The organism is Chlamydia pneumoniae TW-183 (assembly GCF_000007205.1).
In the GTDB taxonomy this organism is placed as follows: Bacteria; Chlamydiota; Chlamydiia; order Chlamydiales; family Chlamydiaceae; genus Chlamydia; species Chlamydia pneumoniae.
On the sequence record NC_005043.1, the window covers coordinates 67,612 to 85,539 of the forward strand.

The window sequence follows — 17,928 nt, forward strand, 5'->3', positions numbered from 1 at the left end:
TATTCGGATACGTATGAGGTCTGCTCTACACCTCCAACACTTGCGCCATTTCCATAACCACGGCTCTATTTTATTTGAAAATCTTCTGACTATAAAAGATTGTTTTTTATTAGAAACAAAATTACAAAATTTTATTGCCAAAGCATCAAAAACTATAGACACTGTGCGGTGGAGAGAGAATATATTTCGCTCAATGCCAGAGATTTATACAGTCGTTCGTAAACGGCGTTTGGATTTCTTTGCAGCGGAATTGGTGCACCGCCCCAAGCTTTCCCTCGTTCGAGATCTCTGGGTCTTCCCAGGAGAAGAGATCCTTGAAGGAGAAGAAGATTGCATGCTTTTCCTTTTACTTTCAGGAGATCGTGCAGGAAGCGGTATATTCTTTACAGGACCCTATCCTTCAGATCTTTATGAATTGGAGAAGGGAACTACGGGGTTGCTTTTAGCTTTCTCTTCTGTAGGGATTCCAGTAATTTAATCTTTCTTCTCTCGCTCTAGAAACAGAAATAAGAGACAGGGACTTACAGTTCTTATTGCCTCCATGTTTTGATTCAGCATCTTTCTGAAGGAAAAATCACCATATTCTTTACAAAGAGCTTCTCATGTTTTAGTTCCCCGCTTGCTTTCAATACTTAATTACAAAAACCACAGGCCGAAGTATAACGGCTTTGAGTGATCAAGTGTATTCTATAGGATTTATTTTGAAGGGTGGATTCTTAATTAAGAAAACCTTTCTCAAACAATGGATTATACCAGACCAAGCTTGAAGAATCCCTGGACTTTATGCAAAAAGGGTGTTAAGAGTTCCTGAAACTATCCTTACATAGGATTTCTTTAATGAAAGAAGTAGAACAACGTATCCGGTCATTATACGATGCAGTAACAGCTGAAAATATTTGTAGATGGTTGTCCAATGATTGTACCCAACAAGATGCAAAGACTATCCTAGGATGGTTAGATACAGATCCTGCACAGCTTGAAGATCTATTCGGAGCGACTCTTACCTTTGGTACCGGAGGACTCCGTAGTCTTATGGGTATCGGAACAAATAGGATCAACCTGTTTACTATACGTCGAACGACGCAAGGGCTGGTTCAGGTGCTCCGCGCTCATCTTCCCCATCCCGGAGATCCTATGCGTGTAGTTGTCGGTTGTGATACCCGCCATAACTCTATAGAATTTGCTCAAGAAACTGCAAAAGTCCTCGCAGGTAATGGCTGCGAAGTTTTCTTGTTTCAGTATCCCGAACCTTTGGCTTTAGTCTCCTTTACGGTGAGATACGAAAGGGCCATCGGCGGAGTGATGATCACCGCCTCTCATAATCCTCCCAATTACAATGGGTATAAAGTTTATATGGCTTCGGGAGGCCAAGTTCTCCCTCCCTTAGATCAAGAGATTGTTGCCGCCTGTAGTGCAGTGAACGAAATTTTATCAGTGCCCTCGATAGATCATCCCAATATTCACCTCATTGGAAAAGAATACGAAGCCCTTTACAGAGACACTTTGAAGCAACTGCAACTCTATCCCGAAGCAAACCGGATTTCAGGAAGGTCTTTATCTATTTCCTATTCGCCATTGCATGGAACAGGAATTTCTCTCGTTCCTCATGTTCTCAAAGACTGGGGATTTTTATCCGTACATCTTGTGGAAAAACAGGCCATAGGTGACGGCGATTTCCCAACCGTGCAGCTGCCAAATCCTGAGGATCCAGAGGCTCTGACTCTGGGCATTGAGCAAATGCTCGCTAATGACGATGATCTTTTTATAGCTACCGACCCAGATGCCGATCGCGTGGGCGTGGTTTGTCTAGAAGACGGCCAACCCTACCGATTTAACGGAAATCAAATGGCGAGCCTTTTAGCAGACCACATCTTAGGAGCTTGGAGCAAAACAAGACACTTAGGAGAACATGATAAATTGGTCAAGAGCTTGGTGACTACAGAAATGCTCTCTGCTATCGCAAAGCACTATCATGTGGATCTTATTAATGTCGGAACAGGATTTAAATACATCGGAGAGAAAATTGAATCCTGGCGCAATTCCACAAACAAATTCGTATTTGGAGCCGAGGAATCTTACGGTTGTCTCTACGGCACTCACGTAGAAGATAAAGACGCTATTATTGCGTCAGCGTTGATTGCAGAAGCCGCACTACAACAAAAATTACAAGGAAAAACTCTATGCGACGCACTCCTTTCTCTTTACGAAACATACGGATACTTTGCTAACAAAACGGAGTCTGTGGTTTTTTCCGCAAAAACTGACGAACAAGAAATAAGAAAAAAACTTTCACACCTTGAGGAAATCAGTTCTGCGAATTTTTTCTCAGGGAAATACCAAGTAGAGAAATTTGAAAACTATAAGCAAGGGATAGGTTTCAATCTTCTATCGAAGGATTCCTACGCCCTCACCCTGCCTAAAACATCTATGCTCTGTTATTATTTTAGTGGGGGAGGTCGGGTAATCATACGACCCTCAGGAACAGAACCTAAAATCAAGTTCTACTTCGAAATGTCAACTCATTATCCAGAGCGCGTTACCGATAAAGAAATACAAAAACAACGTGAAGCAGAGAGTTTTCAACATTTAGACGATTTTATTTTTGATTTTAAAGAGAAATTTTCCAATTTGTGAGTGGAAAAATCATCTTGGAGAATATCCTAAAGCTATTTACACTTGGGCTAAATCTCCTTCAGAATAAGGCCTTCTTTCAAGGCCATTGTTGTATCCGAAACAAGGTTGAGTAGAGTACTTGCTTTCCTAGCAAAACTTTCTGAACTTAAATCAAGGAGGTTAAATACTAAAAAGGTATGTTGTTATGAGTTTTGTTCCTTATTCTTTACCAGAGTTACCCTATGATTATGACGCTTTGGAGCCTGTAATTTCTTCTGAAATTATGATTTTACACCACCAAAAGCATCATCAGATCTACATTAATAATCTTAACGCGGCTTTGAAGAGATTAGATGCTGCAGAAACACAACAAAACCTTAATGAACTCATTGCTTTAGAACCCGCTCTCCGCTTTAACGGGGGAGGACACATCAACCACTCTCTATTCTGGGAAACTCTTGCTCCTATCGATCAAGGGGGAGGACAGCCTCCAAAACATGAGCTCCTTTCTCTTATTGAAAGATTTTGGGGTACGATGGACAACTTTTTAAAAAAATTAATCGAAGTTGCTGCAGGAGTTCAAGGCTCCGGTTGGGCCTGGCTAGGATTTTGTCCCGCAAAACAAGAACTTGTCTTACAAGCAACAGCAAATCAGGATCCTCTAGAGCCTCTCACAGGGAAACTCCCTCTGCTTGGCGTGGATGTTTGGGAGCACGCCTATTACCTGCAATATAAAAATGTTCGTATGGATTATTTAAAAGCCTTTCCTCAAATAATTAATTGGGGACATATAGAAAATAGATTTTCTGAAATAATATCATCTAAATAATTTGAATTTGGTGATTTTAATTGCAGTGTTAATAACATTAATTTAAAATTGCTTCCTAACAGAACCTAGATTAGGTGGCTTGTGCGTCTATTTTCTTACGACAAACCCAAGATTAAAGTGCAAAAAATCAAGGCAGATGGTTTTAGTGGTTGGCTCAAGTGTAATCATTGTCACGAGATGATTCACGCAAATGAGCTAGGACAAAATTATAATTGTTGTCCTAAGTGCTCCTATCATTACCGTATTACTGCGATCGAAAGAGTCAAGCTGCTTGCAGACAAAGATTCTTGGCGTCCTCTTTATACGGATCTGAAATCCCAAGATCCCTTGGAATTTATAGATACCGATACCTACGCAAATCGCCTAGAAAAAGCTCGAAAGAATACTACAGAAAGCGAAGGCGTCATTGTAGGTATATGTACTATAGGCCTCCACCCCGTAGCCCTCGCCGTTATGGATTTCAATTTTATGGCAGGATCTATGGGTGCTGTTGTAGGGGAGAAACTGACCAGACTTATAGAGGAAGCCATTGAAACCAGGCTCCCTGTAATTATTGTCAGCGCTTCTGGAGGCGCACGTATGCAGGAATCTGTATTTTCTTTAATGCAGATGGTGAAGACCTCAGCAGCTCTTGCTAAGCTTCATGAAGCAGGTCTACCCTATATTTCAGTCCTCACCAACCCAACTTCAGGTGGAGTGACAGCCTCTTTCGCTGCCCTCGGTGATATTATAATAGCAGAACCTAAAGCACTGATTTGTTTCGCAGGACCTCGAGTCGTCGCTCAGGTGATAGGAGAAGATCTCCCCGAGGGGGCTCAAAAATCTGAATTCCTACTAGAACATGGCATGATTGATAAAATCGTTGAGCGTAAAGAATTGAAAACCACCCTTCAGACTTTACTTGATTACTTTTTAGCCCAAGAATACACTGGCGGGAAAAGTAAAGCTCCTAGAGATCTTTCGAAAAGGCTTAAAGAGATTTTTTTGTTGACAGATGACAGTGAATAAAACATCATACCGCATCTTGCAATGATAACATTATCTGTAACGCTATCCTTATGACTGTATTTTGTGAATTGGATTCAGGAGGAGAACTTCCTGAATATACTACGCCAGGAGCCGCTGGTGCGGATCTTAGGGCAAACATCGAAGAACCCATCGCTCTGCTGCCTGGACAACGTGCTTTGATCCCTACCGGAATCAAAGCAGAAATTCCCGAAGGGTACGAGCTACAGGTCCGTCCTCGGAGCGGTTTGGCTTTAAAGCACGGCATTACTGTTTTAAATTCCCCAGGGACTATCGATTCAGATTATAGGGGAGAGATTCGTGTAATCTTAATCAACTTCGGTGATAGTACATTCATTATTGAACCTAAGATGCGGATAGCTCAAGTTGTTTTATCTCCTGTAGTACAGGCAACGTTTGTTGTTAAGCAAGAAAGTTTAGCGGAAACTGCCCGAGGAAGTGGAGGTTTTGGTCATACTGGAGCAAGCTAAGATGCCATCCTATTGTCAAAATCAACAAGATTTTTCTTTATTCTCTCTTTTGTCTCCTAGACTTGTAATGTTTTTAGGCAAACACTCCCGAGATGAAATCCTCCAAGATCTTACAGATCTTGTGGATGCTGCAGGCCTACTTGAAGACAAACAAGCCTTTTTTGATGCTCTTGTCCGTCGTGAAAACATCATGTCCACAGGAATCGGAATGGGCGTGGCTATTCCTCACGGAAAACTCGAAAGCTGCTCTAATTTTTTTATTGCTATAGGCATCCATACGCAAGGCATTTTATGGGACGCTATTGACGGAGCCCTCGTACGCCTCGTCTTCTTGATCGGAGGTCCAGAAAATGCTCAAGCCGAATATCTCAAGTTATTATCTACTTTGACTTTATCTTTGAGAGAAGAGTCTCGTCGTCAACAGTTGTTACAGGTGAATACGATTGAAGAAGTCATGAATGTATTTGTGGGGATGTAAAAATGGATTTAAAGTTAGATGAAGTCGCCTCTTTGTTAGATGTTTCCGAACATACAGTTCTGCAATGGCTTAAAGAAGGAGCCATTCCAAGCTATAGTATGAATAATGAATACCGCTTTAGTCGTGAAGAAATCGAAGACTGGCTATTGCATAACCAAGCACTCATGATCCAAGAACGCGGCGAAGATAAAGAAGCACTTAAAGATCTTTCTTTGAAATATAGTCTCTACAAAGCAATTCATCGTGGCGGCGTGCTTTGCGATGTTGTGGTTCATAGTAAAGAAGAAGCTCTCCAATACGCCTCTAAATACATCGCCCAAAAGTTTCAATTAGACGAAAGCGTACTTTTTGAAATGCTCTCCCACAGAGAAAATCTTATGTCCACAGGTATAGGAGAAGGAATTGCCCTGCCCCATGCCAAAGACTTTTTAATTAATGCCTACTATGACATTGTGGTTCCTATGTTTCTTGCAGAGCCCATAGAATACGGGGCTCTAGATGGAAAACCTGTAGGCATTCTTTTCTTCCTTTTTGCTTGCCAGGATAAAAGTCACTTAAACTTAGTAAATAAAATAGTCCACCTCGGGATGTCTTTAAATGCCCGAAGCTTTTTTAAAAATTATCCTAACAAAGATCAACTTTTAGCGTACGTTAAGGAATGGGAGTCCCAAACTCATTAATAGCTAGAGTTTAAAAAGATTTTTAAGTCCAAGTTGTGAAAAAAATCCTTTTGTTGCTATGGTGATCCTCATAGGCTTCCAGGAGATTGTAGTCGCATGATGAGCTCTAAGCGTACCTCGAAAATAGCGGTGCTTTCAATTTTATTAACATTTACTCACTCTATAGGGTTCGCAAATGCGAATTCGTCCGTAGGTCTTGGCACGGTCTACATTACATCCGAGGTTGTAAAGAAGCCTCAGAAAGGATCAGAAAGGAAACAAGCCAAAAAAGAACCTCGTGCTCGTAAAGGATACTTAGTCCCTTCTTCAAGGACTCTTTCAGCTCGAGCCCAAAAGATGAAAAACTCCTCTCGTAAAGAGTCTTCAGGTGGTTGTAACGAAATTTCTGCAAATTCTACACCCAGATCTGTAAAATTACGAAGAAACAAACGTGCAGAACAAAAGGCAGCTAAACAAGGATTTTCAGCTTTTTCTAACCTAACTTTGAAAAGCCTACTTCCTAAACTTCCTTCAAAACAAAAAACTTCAATTCACGAGAGAGAAAAAGCAACCTCAAGATTTGTTAATGAGTCTCAGCTTAGTTCCGCACGAAAACGCTACTGCACACCATCTTCAGCCGCTCCTTCCCTATTTTTAGAAACAGAAATCGTTCGAGCTCCTGTAGAAAGAACTAAAGAACTTCAAGATAATGAAATTCATATTCCTGTAGTGCAAGTCCAAACGAACCCCAAAGAACAAAATACAAAGACAACTAAACAGTTGGCATCCCAAGCCTCGATTCAACAATCTGAAGGAACCGAGCAATCATTGCGAGAGCTCGCCCAAGGTGCTAGCCTACCTGTCTTAGTGCGCTCTAATCCTGAAGTGTCTGTACAAAGACAAAAAGAAGAGTTATTAAAAGAACTCGTAGCTGAACGTAGACAATGTAAAAGAAAGTCTGTAAGACAAGCTCTTGAAGCTCGTTCTTTAACTAAGAAAGTTGCTAGAGGCGGTTCTGTGACCTCGACTTTACGATACGATCCAGAAAAAGCGGCGGAAATCAAAAGTAGACGCAATTGCAAAGTAAGTCCTGAAGCACGTGAACAAAAATATTCATCTTGCAAAAGAGATGCTCGCGCTAATGGGAAACAAGACAAGACAACTCCTAGTGAAGATGCTTCTCAAGAAGAACAACAAACTGGGGCAGGACTCGTACGCAAGACTCCTAAATCTCAGGTTGCAAGTAATGCTCAGAACTTCTACCGAAATTCTAAAAATACAAACATAGATAGCTATCTTACAGCTAACCAATACAGCTGTAGTTCTGAAGAAACAGATTGGCCATGTTCTTCCTGCGTCTCTAAACGCAGAACTCACAACAGTATATCTGTATGTACCATGGTAGTTACTGTCATTGCGATGATCGTAGGGGCTTTGATTATAGCTAATGCTACAGAATCTCAAACAACATCAGATCCAACTCCTCCAACTCCTACTCCATAGTTGTATAGCCCTTGCTGGACGTGTAGCTCTACCCAAAATCTTAGATAGCCTTCTTATCTATGATTTTAGTGGGTAGAGCTTTCCCTCCCGACTCGTCTTCTTTTCAATTTTCTCTTTGTAATTACACTTTATCTCTCTTTCTATCTTTTTCGGGAGTACCTTCTTATTTTAGATAGAGAAAGCTTAGTTTTTCTTTTGTTTAAGAAATAATTATAAGCTCGTTAATATAATCAATTTGCCTTTAAGTAAAATGATAAAACTATCTAATCTATAGTGATTTGTGTTGTATAGCATTATTATATTGCATCGTGTCAGATTTGCGTGTTCATTCTAGGGGAACACCGACCCAGACTCATAGTGAGATCTGTGATGCCCATCCTACCAACAGATTTTTGAAAAAACACCCTACACTTGACCTATGTATGCGAATTGTAAGCACAATTGTCTCTGTCTTTATGATTTTAGCAGACATCGTTCTCCTCCTGGGCTCCCTCTTACTTTTACCCCTCCTTATAGTTTTACTTTGGGAATCTTCTTAGGAAGATGCCTTTCTACGTCTAATATTGTTTTATTATAATTTTAAAAATGATTATAATTTCTTATTAACTTCATGAATATTTACATTTAATAAAAGTATAATGTATAATTAGTTATGACTAAAATTCAATGTAGTGCTCAGTATTATAGATCTCGACCGGCCGAGAGGGCCCAAACTCCTCCGCAACCTTTCCTTGCTAGGGATCGCGCGGATTTTTGGGAGAGACATCCTAGATTCAGTGCATGTTGTCGTGTCTTATTACTCGTTGCTTGGGTGGTTCTCGCTCTACTGTTTCTCTTTGTTATGCTTCTTCCTCTAGCCGCTGGGTCGTATTTACTTGCTTTTTAAGGTATTCTTCACCTAAAAACTTGTGTTTTGGGTGCCTGTAGCTATTTCAAAGGCATGTTTTTATCGATCGGAGCTTCTCTTTGTTTGGGCGAGTCCGTTCGTATCTTTGTAATTCTTCTACGATTTAGTTTTATCCTTATCTTAGACCAACCTCTTCATAGGTGGATCCTGTAGAGGAACTATTCGACTCAGGAGTCGTAGACCTAAGGTATTCGTGTTTAAAGATAAAAGTTTTATTTTCTAAGAGTTTTTTAATTATTAAGATTTTTATTTAAAAATATATCTTTTGATTAGATCTCTAATACGATTATTATAAATATAATATGTTTTTCAAAAAAAATTATATGACAGATTTTCCTACTCACTTCAAAGGACCCAAACTTAACCCCATTAAAGTAAATCCAAACTTTTTTGAGAGGAATCCTAAAGTCGCAAGGGTACTGCAAATTACAGCCGTAGTCTTAGGAATCATTGCCCTCTTATCCGGTATAGTACTCATTATAGGCACCCCTCTCGGAGCTCCTATAAGTATGATCCTCGGCGGATGTCTTTTAGCTTCTGGAGGCGCCTTATTTGTTGGTGGTACGATTGCTACGATATTGCAAGCTAGAAATAGTTATAAGAAGGCCGTGAACCAAAAGAAACTCTCAGAGCCTTTGATGGAACGCCCCGAATTGAAAGCCTTAGATTATTCCCTAGATCTGAAAGAGGTATGGGACCTACATCATTCTGTTGTCAAACATCTTAAAAAATTAGACCTGAATCTTTCCGAAACCCAAAGGGAAGTTCTAAATCAAATCAAAATTGATGATGAGGGACCCTCCCTAGGGGAATGCGCCGCTATGATTTCAGAAAACTACGACGCATGCTTAAAGATGCTCGCGTATCGTGAGGAGCTCCTGAAAGAACAAACCCAATACCAAGAGACACGATTCAATCAGAACCTCACTCATAGAAATAAAGTTTTGCTCTCCATCCTCTCAAGGATCACGGACAATATTTCTAAAGCGGGCGGGGTCTTTTCTTTGAAATTTTCCACGCTAAGCTCGCGGATGTCACGAATTCATACCACCACCACTGTGATTCTGGCTTTAAGTGCCGTTGTTTCTGTCATGGTCGTAGCAGCTCTAATTCCAGGTGGCATTTTAGCACTACCTATACTTTTGGCTGTTGCTATTTCTGCAGGAGTGATTGTCACCGGACTTTCCTATCTAGTTCGTCAGATTTTAAGTAACACCAAGCGTAATCGTCAGGATTTTTATAAAGATTTTGTAAAAAATGTAGATATAGAGCTTCTTAACCAAACGGTAACTTTACAGCGATTCCTCTTTGAAATGCTCAAAGGTGTTCTGAAAGAAGAAGAAGAAGTCTCCTTAGAAGGTCAAGATTGGTATACACAATACATAACCAATGCACCCATAGAAAAAAGATTGATCGAAGAGATCAGAGTTACCTACAAAGAGATCGATGCTCAGACCAAAAAAATGAAGACAGACTTGGAGTTCTTAGAAAATGAGGTGCGTTCCGGGAGACTGTCTGTAGCGTCCCCGTCGGAAGATCCAAGTGAAACTCCTATTTTTACTCAAGGTAAGGAGTTTGCAAAGTTACGTCGCCAAACCTCTCAGAATATATCCACGATTTATGGTCCGGACAATGAAAATATTGATCCCGAATTTTCCTTACCCTGGGTGCCTAAAAAAGAAGAAGAAATAGACCATAGCTTAGAACCTGTTACAAAGTTGGAACCCGGTTCAAGAGAAGAGTTGTTGTTGGTAGAGGGGGTCAACCCAACCTTAAGAGAACTCAATATGAGAATTGCACTTCTACAACAACAACTATCAAGTGTCCGAAAATGGAGACACCCTCGAGGGGAACATTACGGGAATGTTATCTATTCAGATACAGAACTCGATCGTATTCAGATGCTAGAAGGCGCATTTTATAATCACCTCAGGGAAGCTCAAGAGGAAATCACCCAGTCTCTCGGAGACCTTGTTGACATTCAAAACCGTATTTTAGGGATCATAGTTGAAGGGGACTCAGATTCAAGAACAGAAGAAGAGCCTCAGGAATAGGATTCTCATATAAATAACAACAAACTAAGAGCTGTTTTTTTCTCTTACAGCTCTTTCTAGACAGGATCTCTAAGGTCCTAAATTCATGTTTTCCATTATCATCCTTGCCTACGACCTAGGCTGCATCCGGATTCTATAAGTACGTACTCTCAGTTGCTTTTTCTACAAGTTGGGCTAGCCCACAGGCTGCAAACAGAAATTTTATTTCTTGAAATCTATTTTCTTATTTACAAATTTATTTCCCTAAAATGAATAAACTAAGGAGTTTATATGGCAAATCCCACACAATCGCGACCACCGAGTCCGGAGATAAGTATAGAAGAACTAGAGCTTCAAGAACTTGCAGGATCCTCGAATACTGAGACTATTTCTAATACACCTCCCCCGTCATGCGCTGCTACTGCCGAAGAAGTATCTCTTTTTATTGAGGGAGGCCGTAGAAACTCAGAAGATGAGGAGGGACCTCTAGGATCTTGTGAGGTGTACGATGTTGTCTGTATAACAAACCAAGGAGATCCTGAGGTTAGAGATCACGAAGTCAGAGTTATGTACATTAACGGCAGCGGTCGAACACAACATGAGGGTATTCTTGATGCTATGAACATCTGTGATCTCAGAGGAGAACCCGTCAGGTTCATACACAATAGTGGGTATGGTTTAGGGAGCTGCTTCTTAGGGATTCGAAATCGTATTCCTCCTAGAGATAATGTTATTAGCCAAGCAATACAAGCACGATGGAATGAGTTTTTTATTTTCGCAGAAAATGCAAATCGAGATTACATCGTTCTTTTCTCTGGTAATGGAGGTCTCTATCTTCAAGTCGCTTTAGATAACTCCATATACTCACATCATATTCTTTGTGTTGGCATTGGAAGCAGTTATTATATCCAAGGAAATTATCGTGTTCACAACTACCGTGTGACAGGGGATTGGACGACCCTCCTGGATCGTCGGGGGGCAACAGCAGTAAATACTACAACGTTGCCTTATGCAGATTCTGCTGAAGGACTCTTTTTACCCTCAGTACGCTGTCCCTCATACCAATGGGCATTGCGTTGTGGAGAACAGTGCCTGATCATGGATAACAACCAACAAGTTGGGTTTCGCCCCCAAGATTCCTCTTCAGAAATCGCCTTAGTAGTAAATTTAAATCAGGACCACAGCACCTGGACTCGTCTGATTGAATGGATAGATCGGGGGGATTCTCAGGCTGTTCTAGAATTGAATCCTCAACCGAGTCATTGTCGTGATATTGCATTGACTGCACTATACGCTACAACAAGGATTTCTTCTTTACTTCAAGAGTGCCTAATGATTTCTGTGACTTATGCTCCAGAGGTTTTCGTCACCTATGCTATCGTTACAGGATACTCTATAATGACCTTGCGCTATTTTATTCTATTATTAACAAATCGTCCAGGCTGCCGGCGGCATTTTCGTGTTTTAAGATTAGCGGCTTTAGGGTTGCAGTCCTTAGGATTTTTGACTGTATTGCTTGATCATATCAATGTAACACGGAGAGTCAATCGCCGCCCCCCCTTAATATCAGTAATCTTCTGTACTGCTAGTTTTGCCACAGGAAGTTTCATTTATGTAGACTTAACACGCATGTTTTTCACGAGCTTACGTTCGCGCTTGCAATTGTTTGTTCAAAGAAGATTAACAGGAAGAGGTCTACCACTGAGAAGGGTTTTTGTAAATCACCTAGACTCTTTGAGATTTTCTCAAAATGCTTTGATAACCTTTCATGGGGGACTTTTTATGCCTCTCATAATAGGTTTTTTTAATCAGCTGGTCATTCAGGTTCCTCGAGTTGTCATCAGACCAAATACCACTGCCGTTTATGATCTCAACCAGACCTCACAGGAAGCGTGGGACTCTGGAGACGTATTAGCTATAGGACAGACCATAAACTTCTTGCTTTGCATGATTCTATTGGTCATCAATACCTTTTTCTTCGTGAGATCCGTACGAAGGAATTTGCATCGTAGACCTCATCGATAGCAACTGTGCAGAACCCTACTCTTTAGATTTCAAAAATAACTGATACCGAAATGCCCCTGTACTATAGGTGCCATTGTTCCTTAGAAATCTAAAGAGATCGGCCTCTTTCCTTTATATCTGAAATCATGACTAGGAATAAGGAGTTTACTGTCTTTAAACGCATCTCGTTGACATTAAAACCAAATAAAAACATGTTTTTATTTGGTCTATTCTGTTAAAATAGATAGGTTTTTTTTAACTCTGATCCTAAAGTGTCATTGAAAAGGTTCAGGGTATTCTTATAGAGGTCCCCCTATGGCAGTAGAAGGAAGAGTAAATAGTTCTCAAGCCTTAAATCAAGATTGTCAAGAAGTCTTAGCAAATAAACAATCGAAAGGCCTCCTAAGGTGCAGAATTCTATCTATAGTAGTAGCTGTTATCACCTTTATCGCCGGGGTTGTGTTGATAGCTTTAACATTAGCCTCTATTTTAACTTCTGTTCCCTACTTAGCGTTAGGAGTGTTTTTACTGATTGTCACTCTGGGATGTATAATATTTGCTCTTTGCTCTGAGAAAATAAAAAAGGTTCCCCCGACTCCTATTTCACATAAAGAGGAGATCATTGCCTGGTTCGAAGAAAGAAAAAATATTGATATGGAAAAGGAAAAAGAAGATCCGGAGCATTTTGGAAGAACCGCTACGGATATCCCAATGAGATCTGCATTAGATCAGTTTAACCACTCTTGTCACCATATTCACGAGAGCCCCGCGTTAACAGAAACTTATAGAAGCCATCAAGATGTTCTCCTCTTTAAGGACTGGTGTCCTGTTACGTTGCCTGATGTAACCTCAGAAGAAGAAGTCTTAATACGCAGTGTGGTTGGTAGCTATTTATTAATGGAGGCGTGCGTTCCAAAAGTATCCATGCTTATCGACGAACTCCATAATAAGCTTAAATCTCCTTCCGAAAGAGAGTGCCTCTTTATAGATAAAAAAACATTGCAGCGAAAAGCTAGTTTTCTTTTCACTCAGAAAGATCTCGCAACATTCTTTCTTGCTTATACGCGGGTGAATGATGGTCATTTAGCACCGTTTCGAGCAGGAGCAAAATGGATCTTAATACATTACGTTAGGTTAAGACGTCAACACAATCAGAACGACTTTTTTACTCCAGGACATTCTTGTTACTATGCTCGTCTAGCCTTTAACCAAACCCAACGACTCTATCATCAATTATTCAATGTAGAAAAGCTTCGTAGTATCTATGCGAACATGGATAAAGACCCTCTATGTCACCCATGGGCTTTCATTCCTATCTATGATTTATTGAAAACAGAGGACCATGGAGATGGTTTTCTAGAACAACAAGAAGATCGGGAATATCCAAGTAGAGCTGCTCAAGATCAATTTTGGGGCTAATGTTTAAAGGATCAGTTTTTTAAAACACGGATTCTAAATTGTAATTCAGGATTACTATTTTTCTTCAGAAAGCTTAGACCTACTGCTTGTGAGGCAGGGGAGTATTCTTACACCCCAAAGGAAATATACCGAATAAAAATATCTAGAAGAGGCTCTAGATACATCTTTGGAAATAGACTCTCCGTTCTTAGATACTCTAGATTATCTAAATTTCATGAGGAGAGATCAAAAGAAAATGTTCCAAGATGTTATGGAACATTTTCTCTCTAGTTTATTTTTTTAATAGCATAAGAGTTTGTTTAATATCTTGTTCACGTTGAAATGCTAGCTCGCGGCTTACTTTTTCTTTATTCCAATCTAAAATGGACTTTTTAAACTCTAAATCCTTCTCTCGGAGCTCTAATTCGCGATTTTTCAACTCCAATTCGCGGTTCCGAATGTCAAATTCACGATTAAAACAATCGATAATTTGGGCAACTTGTCCAGATTGACACATCTTAGAAATGCCCTCTAATCTTTGAACCATGCTATCGAAAAAATCTAAGACATATTCATTAGAAGACTCTTTATCAGTCTTTTCAGAAAGACCTTCTGAGTCAGAAGTACCACAACTTTCCTCAATCTCTTCCGAACTTTTTTGCCCGTCGGAAATTGCTTGTAGTTCATTACGTATCTCTTTGCCCTCTTCGATTGGGGTTTCAATCAGCTCATTGAGTTGTGTTATTAAAACTTCAGGATCCTCCTCAATTCTGGACTGAGAAGAGACATCCTCATTGCAAATGCCTTTTAGGGGAGCGGAGAAACTGCAGGAGAAAATTAAACTATAAATAAAAAATTTCTTAATCATAAAACTTTAAAGTAATTAATTTAATAAATCGATTTTAATGGTATTATAGAAATATAAAAATCAAAATACAAAAGAAATTTGTGAATAAAAAAAAGAATAGCAAATTATTTTTTGTTCATGATTTGTGAATTTTAAAAAATATTATTTATTAAATACAAACCTGTTAACAATAGGTTGTGAAAGGAGATTACGATTTTTTTGAGATATCCTTATTAACTACAAAATGGTCTTACCTATATTAGGTTAATTAAAATAATATAAATTATTTATGTGTTATTGATTTATAATTAAATTTTCTTTATGTTTATCTACTCATATTTAATCTTGGTATAATGACAACACCCCCACCATCCCGATCCTCCTCTCCTCCTCCCTATGATTGGATAGAACTTCAAGATCTGGGGAATACGAATAACAATAGCAGTCGAGCTACCCCCCCCCCCCCGAAGTAGGCGGTGAGCTGCCCCCGTATTTTTCAGCTAGCAACTTTGTTGTAATAGAGCGGGGCGCTCCTAGTCTGCCTTCTCCACAGCAACTTTTATCTCTTCCAGAATATTCTAGGCAGCCGCCACCAGGATATTTTGATGAAACAGCAAGCATAACTAGCAGAACGAGTGAAGAGATGTTTGGTACCTTGGTCTCTACCTTGTGTTGTCCTGCCAACTCGGAAAGGGATTGGGAAGATCACGAGGTAAATTGTATTTATATTGCTAGTACCAGTGACACTCAACTTGAAGCTGTTCAAGGTGGGATGCATATCACTGAGTTACGTGGTGAACCCGTAAGAGTTCTTTATGAGACGGGTCACTTATACGCATTTGCTAGAGAAAATACATGTCATTCCCGTTTAGAAGTTAGCCATACAGTTAGAGCTATGACGTACTTTTGGGACCGATTTTTTAGTCGCCACTGGAACGTGGGGCGACGTTTCCTAGTATTTTACCAGGGAAACGGAGGCGCCTATGTTCAGGCAGCCCTCGATTCATCCATGCATACTCAGGATATCTATGTTCTAGGGCTCTCTCCGACTGTCTATATTAGAGGGAACTATCACGTACAGCACTACCGTGTTCGAGGATTTTGGCCCTCTTGCCTGGATTCTCTAGCGGCCTGTGCGGAAAATACATCAGTACTTCCCTACGGGGAATCGAGTGACGGAATCTTTTACCCCTCTCTATTCAGCCACACATTTGATAACGCGATACGGTATGGTGAGAGATGCCTGTTGGTTTGTTCTGAGGGCATGGGAATGCTTCCAGAAACGCAACAACAAACATCTCCTTTAACTTCACTAGAAGGGGGACATGAGGTAGCTCTAGTTCTCAATCCCCAGCAGAACCCAGAGGCTCTAAGTATTGCCTCTAGATTGATGCATGAAGAAAGAGGTGGGAGATTAGAATCTAACTATATGCCTGGACGTTCTAGTAATCCTTTCATGACAAGTATGTATGTTCTCGTACGGCTGAATACACTTGCTCAGATCTACCTGATGTCTCCTTATTATTCTTTCCAAAGCAACGACATTGTATGCCTTATCTTTATAAGCAGTGCTGCTGTAGAGACAGTAAGCTACATATTCCTGACTGTAACTGACTCAACTTGTGGGCGTCGGTACCTGCGTGTCCCACGGCTAGTTTGTACAGGGTTACGTAACCTGGCGTTACCCACAACTCTACTAGAGCTACTTATTTTGTCATACCCTCGATCAGTAGAGGGGGTACCTTTCAATGTTAGATTCATTCTTGGATATATGTGCACTACTAGAGTTGTATTTTTTGCATGGAACTTGATCCTCCACTGGCCTTTCCGATGTCTACGCCATGGAATCCAATTGTTTGTTCATAGAAGTATAATAGGACATACGTTGGGAGCAAGAATTACTGATTTAACCCTAGCAAGTATGCGATACGCAATAGTGTTTCCATCTATAGTAAGTTCATGCTTGTTAACTGCTCTTGCTCATGCAAATACTAACATACTTGCCTTGGACCCTTATAGATTGATCGAATCTGGAGATTTAAGACGTCCCGCATTTAATGATGATGAAATGCAACAAGCAGATAATCCTTGGGATGCTTACTCTATCGGCTTAGTTATAAACACGTGTATCTACATGTTAATTTTATTCGCAAACCTAATTTTCATGGTGTACTCTGTACGAAGATACCATAGATCCCGCCGCTAAGAGTAGCTTGCCTTAAGTTTCGTACTATCTATTCTTCGGCAATGCAAGATAAGAAAACATTGATTAAGAGCGAATAGAACCCTAAAAAACTGTGTTTATTTTTTATTACAGTTTTTTAGATATAAAGATCTCTTTTTAGTTCCGTATCTCTAAATGAAATCAAAGGGTTCCTTGTGAAGAAAACCCTACAGATTGCAACCGAAGAATAGACTCGAAATGAGGGGACACCTTTGGGAATCTCTGTTCGTAGGTGCGTGACTGATTAGAAAAAAAGTTTTGATTTTTCAAATGAAATAAGCCTACTTTGTATTAGAGGCTGATTCATAAACTTTCCTAAGAAATATATGATAAGAAAAACTTGGGGCGGACAGGATTTGAACCTGTGACCTACGGGTTATGAGTCCGCAGCTCTAACCACTGAGCTACCGCCCCCCAAGGTAAGAGAGCAATGCTAACACATAATTTTCTAATGATCAAGGGATATCCACGCCTGAACGGAATGTAGTTATGTTTGAGGCGGCTTTAAGTATTGTACCGCTATTTGCTTCATACGCATGTACAGAGATTCTCCACCATTCAACCTACCAAAAGAAAGATAGGGAGTCAGGCGCTGAAAAAAAATTGGCTTGCATGTCAAAATTGTAGAAGGAGTTTCTCCAGAATATACCTCAGTAAATAAAGAGGCGATTCCTGAAGACATTAAAGCTTTCGTATAAGTGAAAAAAAATAAAATTCCATCTTGATATACCTCGTAAAGATATAAATCACTCTGACAACCTACAACCAAGTTCTCCTTCAACATGCGCTTCTTGTCAAAAGCATCCCTTGAAGAACTATTTTCCATCAACTTAAGATACAGATGATCTTTTTGAAAAGGTTCTGGAAATAGCTCCTCAATAATTTTATGCTGTTTTTTTAAACACCTAGCGTGTTGCAGAGGACAGATAAATTCCAA

General features: G+C 40.0%; 15 protein-coding genes and 1 tRNA gene. 13 read left to right on the forward strand and 3 right to left on the reverse strand.

Annotated features, from left to right (window positions below; all coding sequences use genetic code 11):
- Positions 1-13 precede the first annotated feature (13 nt).
- The 12 genes from CPB_RS00270 (at position 14) to CPB_RS00330 (ending at position 13,941) form a co-directional block, all read left to right on the forward strand.
- Positions 14-478 (forward strand): DUF5070 domain-containing protein, encoded by a 465-nt coding sequence (locus CPB_RS00270; protein ID WP_010882705.1) that lies wholly within the window; start codon positions 14-16, stop codon positions 476-478.
- Between the two features lie 359 nt (positions 479-837).
- Positions 838-2,634 (forward strand): phospho-sugar mutase, encoded by a 1,797-nt coding sequence (locus CPB_RS00275; RefSeq protein WP_010882706.1) that lies wholly within the window; start codon positions 838-840, stop codon positions 2,632-2,634.
- Positions 2,635-2,818: 184 nt separating this feature from the next.
- Positions 2,819-3,442: a superoxide dismutase gene (locus CPB_RS00280; protein ID WP_010882707.1), complete on the forward strand. Its 624-nt coding sequence runs from the start codon at positions 2,819-2,821 to the stop codon at positions 3,440-3,442.
- Between the two features lie 81 nt (positions 3,443-3,523).
- Positions 3,524-4,450 (forward strand): acetyl-CoA carboxylase, carboxyltransferase subunit beta, encoded by a 927-nt coding sequence (gene accD / locus CPB_RS00285; RefSeq protein WP_010882708.1) that lies wholly within the window; start codon positions 3,524-3,526, stop codon positions 4,448-4,450.
- 50 nt (positions 4,451-4,500) lie between these two features.
- Positions 4,501-4,938, forward strand: a complete 438-nt coding sequence (gene dut / locus CPB_RS00290; protein WP_010882709.1) for a dUTP diphosphatase — start codon at positions 4,501-4,503, stop codon at positions 4,936-4,938.
- A 1-nt stretch (position 4,939) separates the two neighbouring features.
- On the forward strand, positions 4,940-5,416 hold the full coding sequence (locus CPB_RS00295) for a PTS sugar transporter subunit IIA (protein WP_010882710.1): 477 nt from the start codon (positions 4,940-4,942) through the stop codon (positions 5,414-5,416).
- A gap of 2 nt (positions 5,417-5,418) precedes the next feature.
- Entirely contained in the window at positions 5,419-6,096 is a 678-nt protein-coding gene (locus tag CPB_RS00300) for a PTS sugar transporter subunit IIA (RefSeq protein ID WP_010892154.1), read from the forward strand.
- 96 nt (positions 6,097-6,192) lie between these two features.
- Positions 6,193-7,578 carry a hypothetical protein gene (locus CPB_RS00305; protein WP_010882712.1) on the forward strand — a complete coding sequence of 462 codons (1,386 nt, stop codon included), beginning with the start codon at positions 6,193-6,195 and terminating at the stop codon, positions 7,576-7,578.
- 652 nt (positions 7,579-8,230) lie between these two features.
- Positions 8,231-8,464, forward strand: coding sequence for a hypothetical protein (locus CPB_RS00315; RefSeq protein WP_010882714.1), 234 nt, complete (start codon positions 8,231-8,233; stop codon positions 8,462-8,464).
- 344 nt (positions 8,465-8,808) lie between these two features.
- Positions 8,809-10,539 (forward strand): IncA family protein, encoded by a 1,731-nt coding sequence (locus CPB_RS00320; RefSeq protein ID WP_041466947.1) that lies wholly within the window; start codon positions 8,809-8,811, stop codon positions 10,537-10,539.
- 270 nt (positions 10,540-10,809) lie between these two features.
- On the forward strand, positions 10,810-12,543 hold the full coding sequence (locus CPB_RS00325; RefSeq protein WP_010882716.1) for a DUF687 domain-containing protein: 1,734 nt from the start codon (positions 10,810-10,812) through the stop codon (positions 12,541-12,543).
- 294 nt (positions 12,544-12,837) lie between these two features.
- A complete protein-coding gene (locus tag CPB_RS00330) occupies positions 12,838-13,941 on the forward strand; it encodes a hypothetical protein (protein ID WP_010882717.1) in 1,104 nt (367 codons plus the stop codon).
- 271 nt (positions 13,942-14,212) lie between these two features.
- On the opposite strand, the gene CPB_RS00335 is transcribed toward CPB_RS00330, so the two are convergent.
- Positions 14,213-14,788 (reverse strand): hypothetical protein, encoded by a 576-nt coding sequence (locus CPB_RS00335; protein WP_010882718.1) that lies wholly within the window; start codon positions 14,786-14,788, stop codon positions 14,213-14,215.
- A gap of 622 nt (positions 14,789-15,410) precedes the next feature.
- Between CPB_RS00335 and CPB_RS00340 the strand changes: the two genes are divergently transcribed.
- Complete coding sequence (locus CPB_RS00340; RefSeq protein ID WP_010892151.1) at positions 15,411-16,973, forward strand: DUF687 family protein; 1,563 nt, start codon at positions 15,411-15,413, stop codon at positions 16,971-16,973.
- 359 nt (positions 16,974-17,332) lie between these two features.
- On the opposite strand, the gene CPB_RS00345 is transcribed toward CPB_RS00340, so the two are convergent.
- Together CPB_RS00345 and CPB_RS00350 are read right to left on the reverse strand one after the other, a co-directional pair.
- A tRNA-Ile gene (locus CPB_RS00345) sits at positions 17,333-17,405 on the reverse strand.
- Between the two features lie 73 nt (positions 17,406-17,478).
- On the reverse strand, positions 17,479-17,928 hold the full coding sequence (locus tag CPB_RS00350; RefSeq protein ID WP_010882721.1) for a SufE family protein: 450 nt from the start codon (positions 17,926-17,928) through the stop codon (positions 17,479-17,481).

What these genes read in the sequence shown, in the direction of transcription:
- CPB_RS00300 (WP_010892154.1), top strand. Translation starts at nt 5,419, where the DNA reads ATGGATTTAAAGTTAGATGAAGTCGCCTCTTTGTTAGATGTTTCCGAA.
- CPB_RS00340 (WP_010892151.1), top strand. Translation starts at nt 15,411, where the DNA reads ATGTTTGGTACCTTGGTCTCTACCTTGTGTTGTCCTGCCAACTCGGAA.
- CPB_RS00320 (WP_041466947.1), top strand. Translation starts at nt 8,809, where the DNA reads ATGACAGATTTTCCTACTCACTTCAAAGGACCCAAACTTAACCCCATT.
- CPB_RS00270 (WP_010882705.1), top strand. Translation starts at nt 14, where the DNA reads ATGAGGTCTGCTCTACACCTCCAACACTTGCGCCATTTCCATAACCAC.
- CPB_RS00275 (WP_010882706.1), top strand. Translation starts at nt 838, where the DNA reads ATGAAAGAAGTAGAACAACGTATCCGGTCATTATACGATGCAGTAACA.
- dut (WP_010882709.1), top strand. Translation starts at nt 4,501, where the DNA reads ATGACTGTATTTTGTGAATTGGATTCAGGAGGAGAACTTCCTGAATAT.
- CPB_RS00330 (WP_010882717.1), top strand. Translation starts at nt 12,838, where the DNA reads ATGGCAGTAGAAGGAAGAGTAAATAGTTCTCAAGCCTTAAATCAAGAT.
- CPB_RS00280 (WP_010882707.1), top strand. Translation starts at nt 2,819, where the DNA reads ATGAGTTTTGTTCCTTATTCTTTACCAGAGTTACCCTATGATTATGAC.
- CPB_RS00295 (WP_010882710.1), top strand. Translation starts at nt 4,940, where the DNA reads ATGCCATCCTATTGTCAAAATCAACAAGATTTTTCTTTATTCTCTCTT.
- CPB_RS00335 (WP_010882718.1), bottom strand. Translation starts at nt 14,788, where the DNA reads ATGATTAAGAAATTTTTTATTTATAGTTTAATTTTCTCCTGCAGTTTC.
- CPB_RS00305 (WP_010882712.1), top strand. Translation starts at nt 6,193, where the DNA reads ATGATGAGCTCTAAGCGTACCTCGAAAATAGCGGTGCTTTCAATTTTA.
- CPB_RS00315 (WP_010882714.1), top strand. Translation starts at nt 8,231, where the DNA reads ATGACTAAAATTCAATGTAGTGCTCAGTATTATAGATCTCGACCGGCC.
- CPB_RS00325 (WP_010882716.1), top strand. Translation starts at nt 10,810, where the DNA reads ATGGCAAATCCCACACAATCGCGACCACCGAGTCCGGAGATAAGTATA.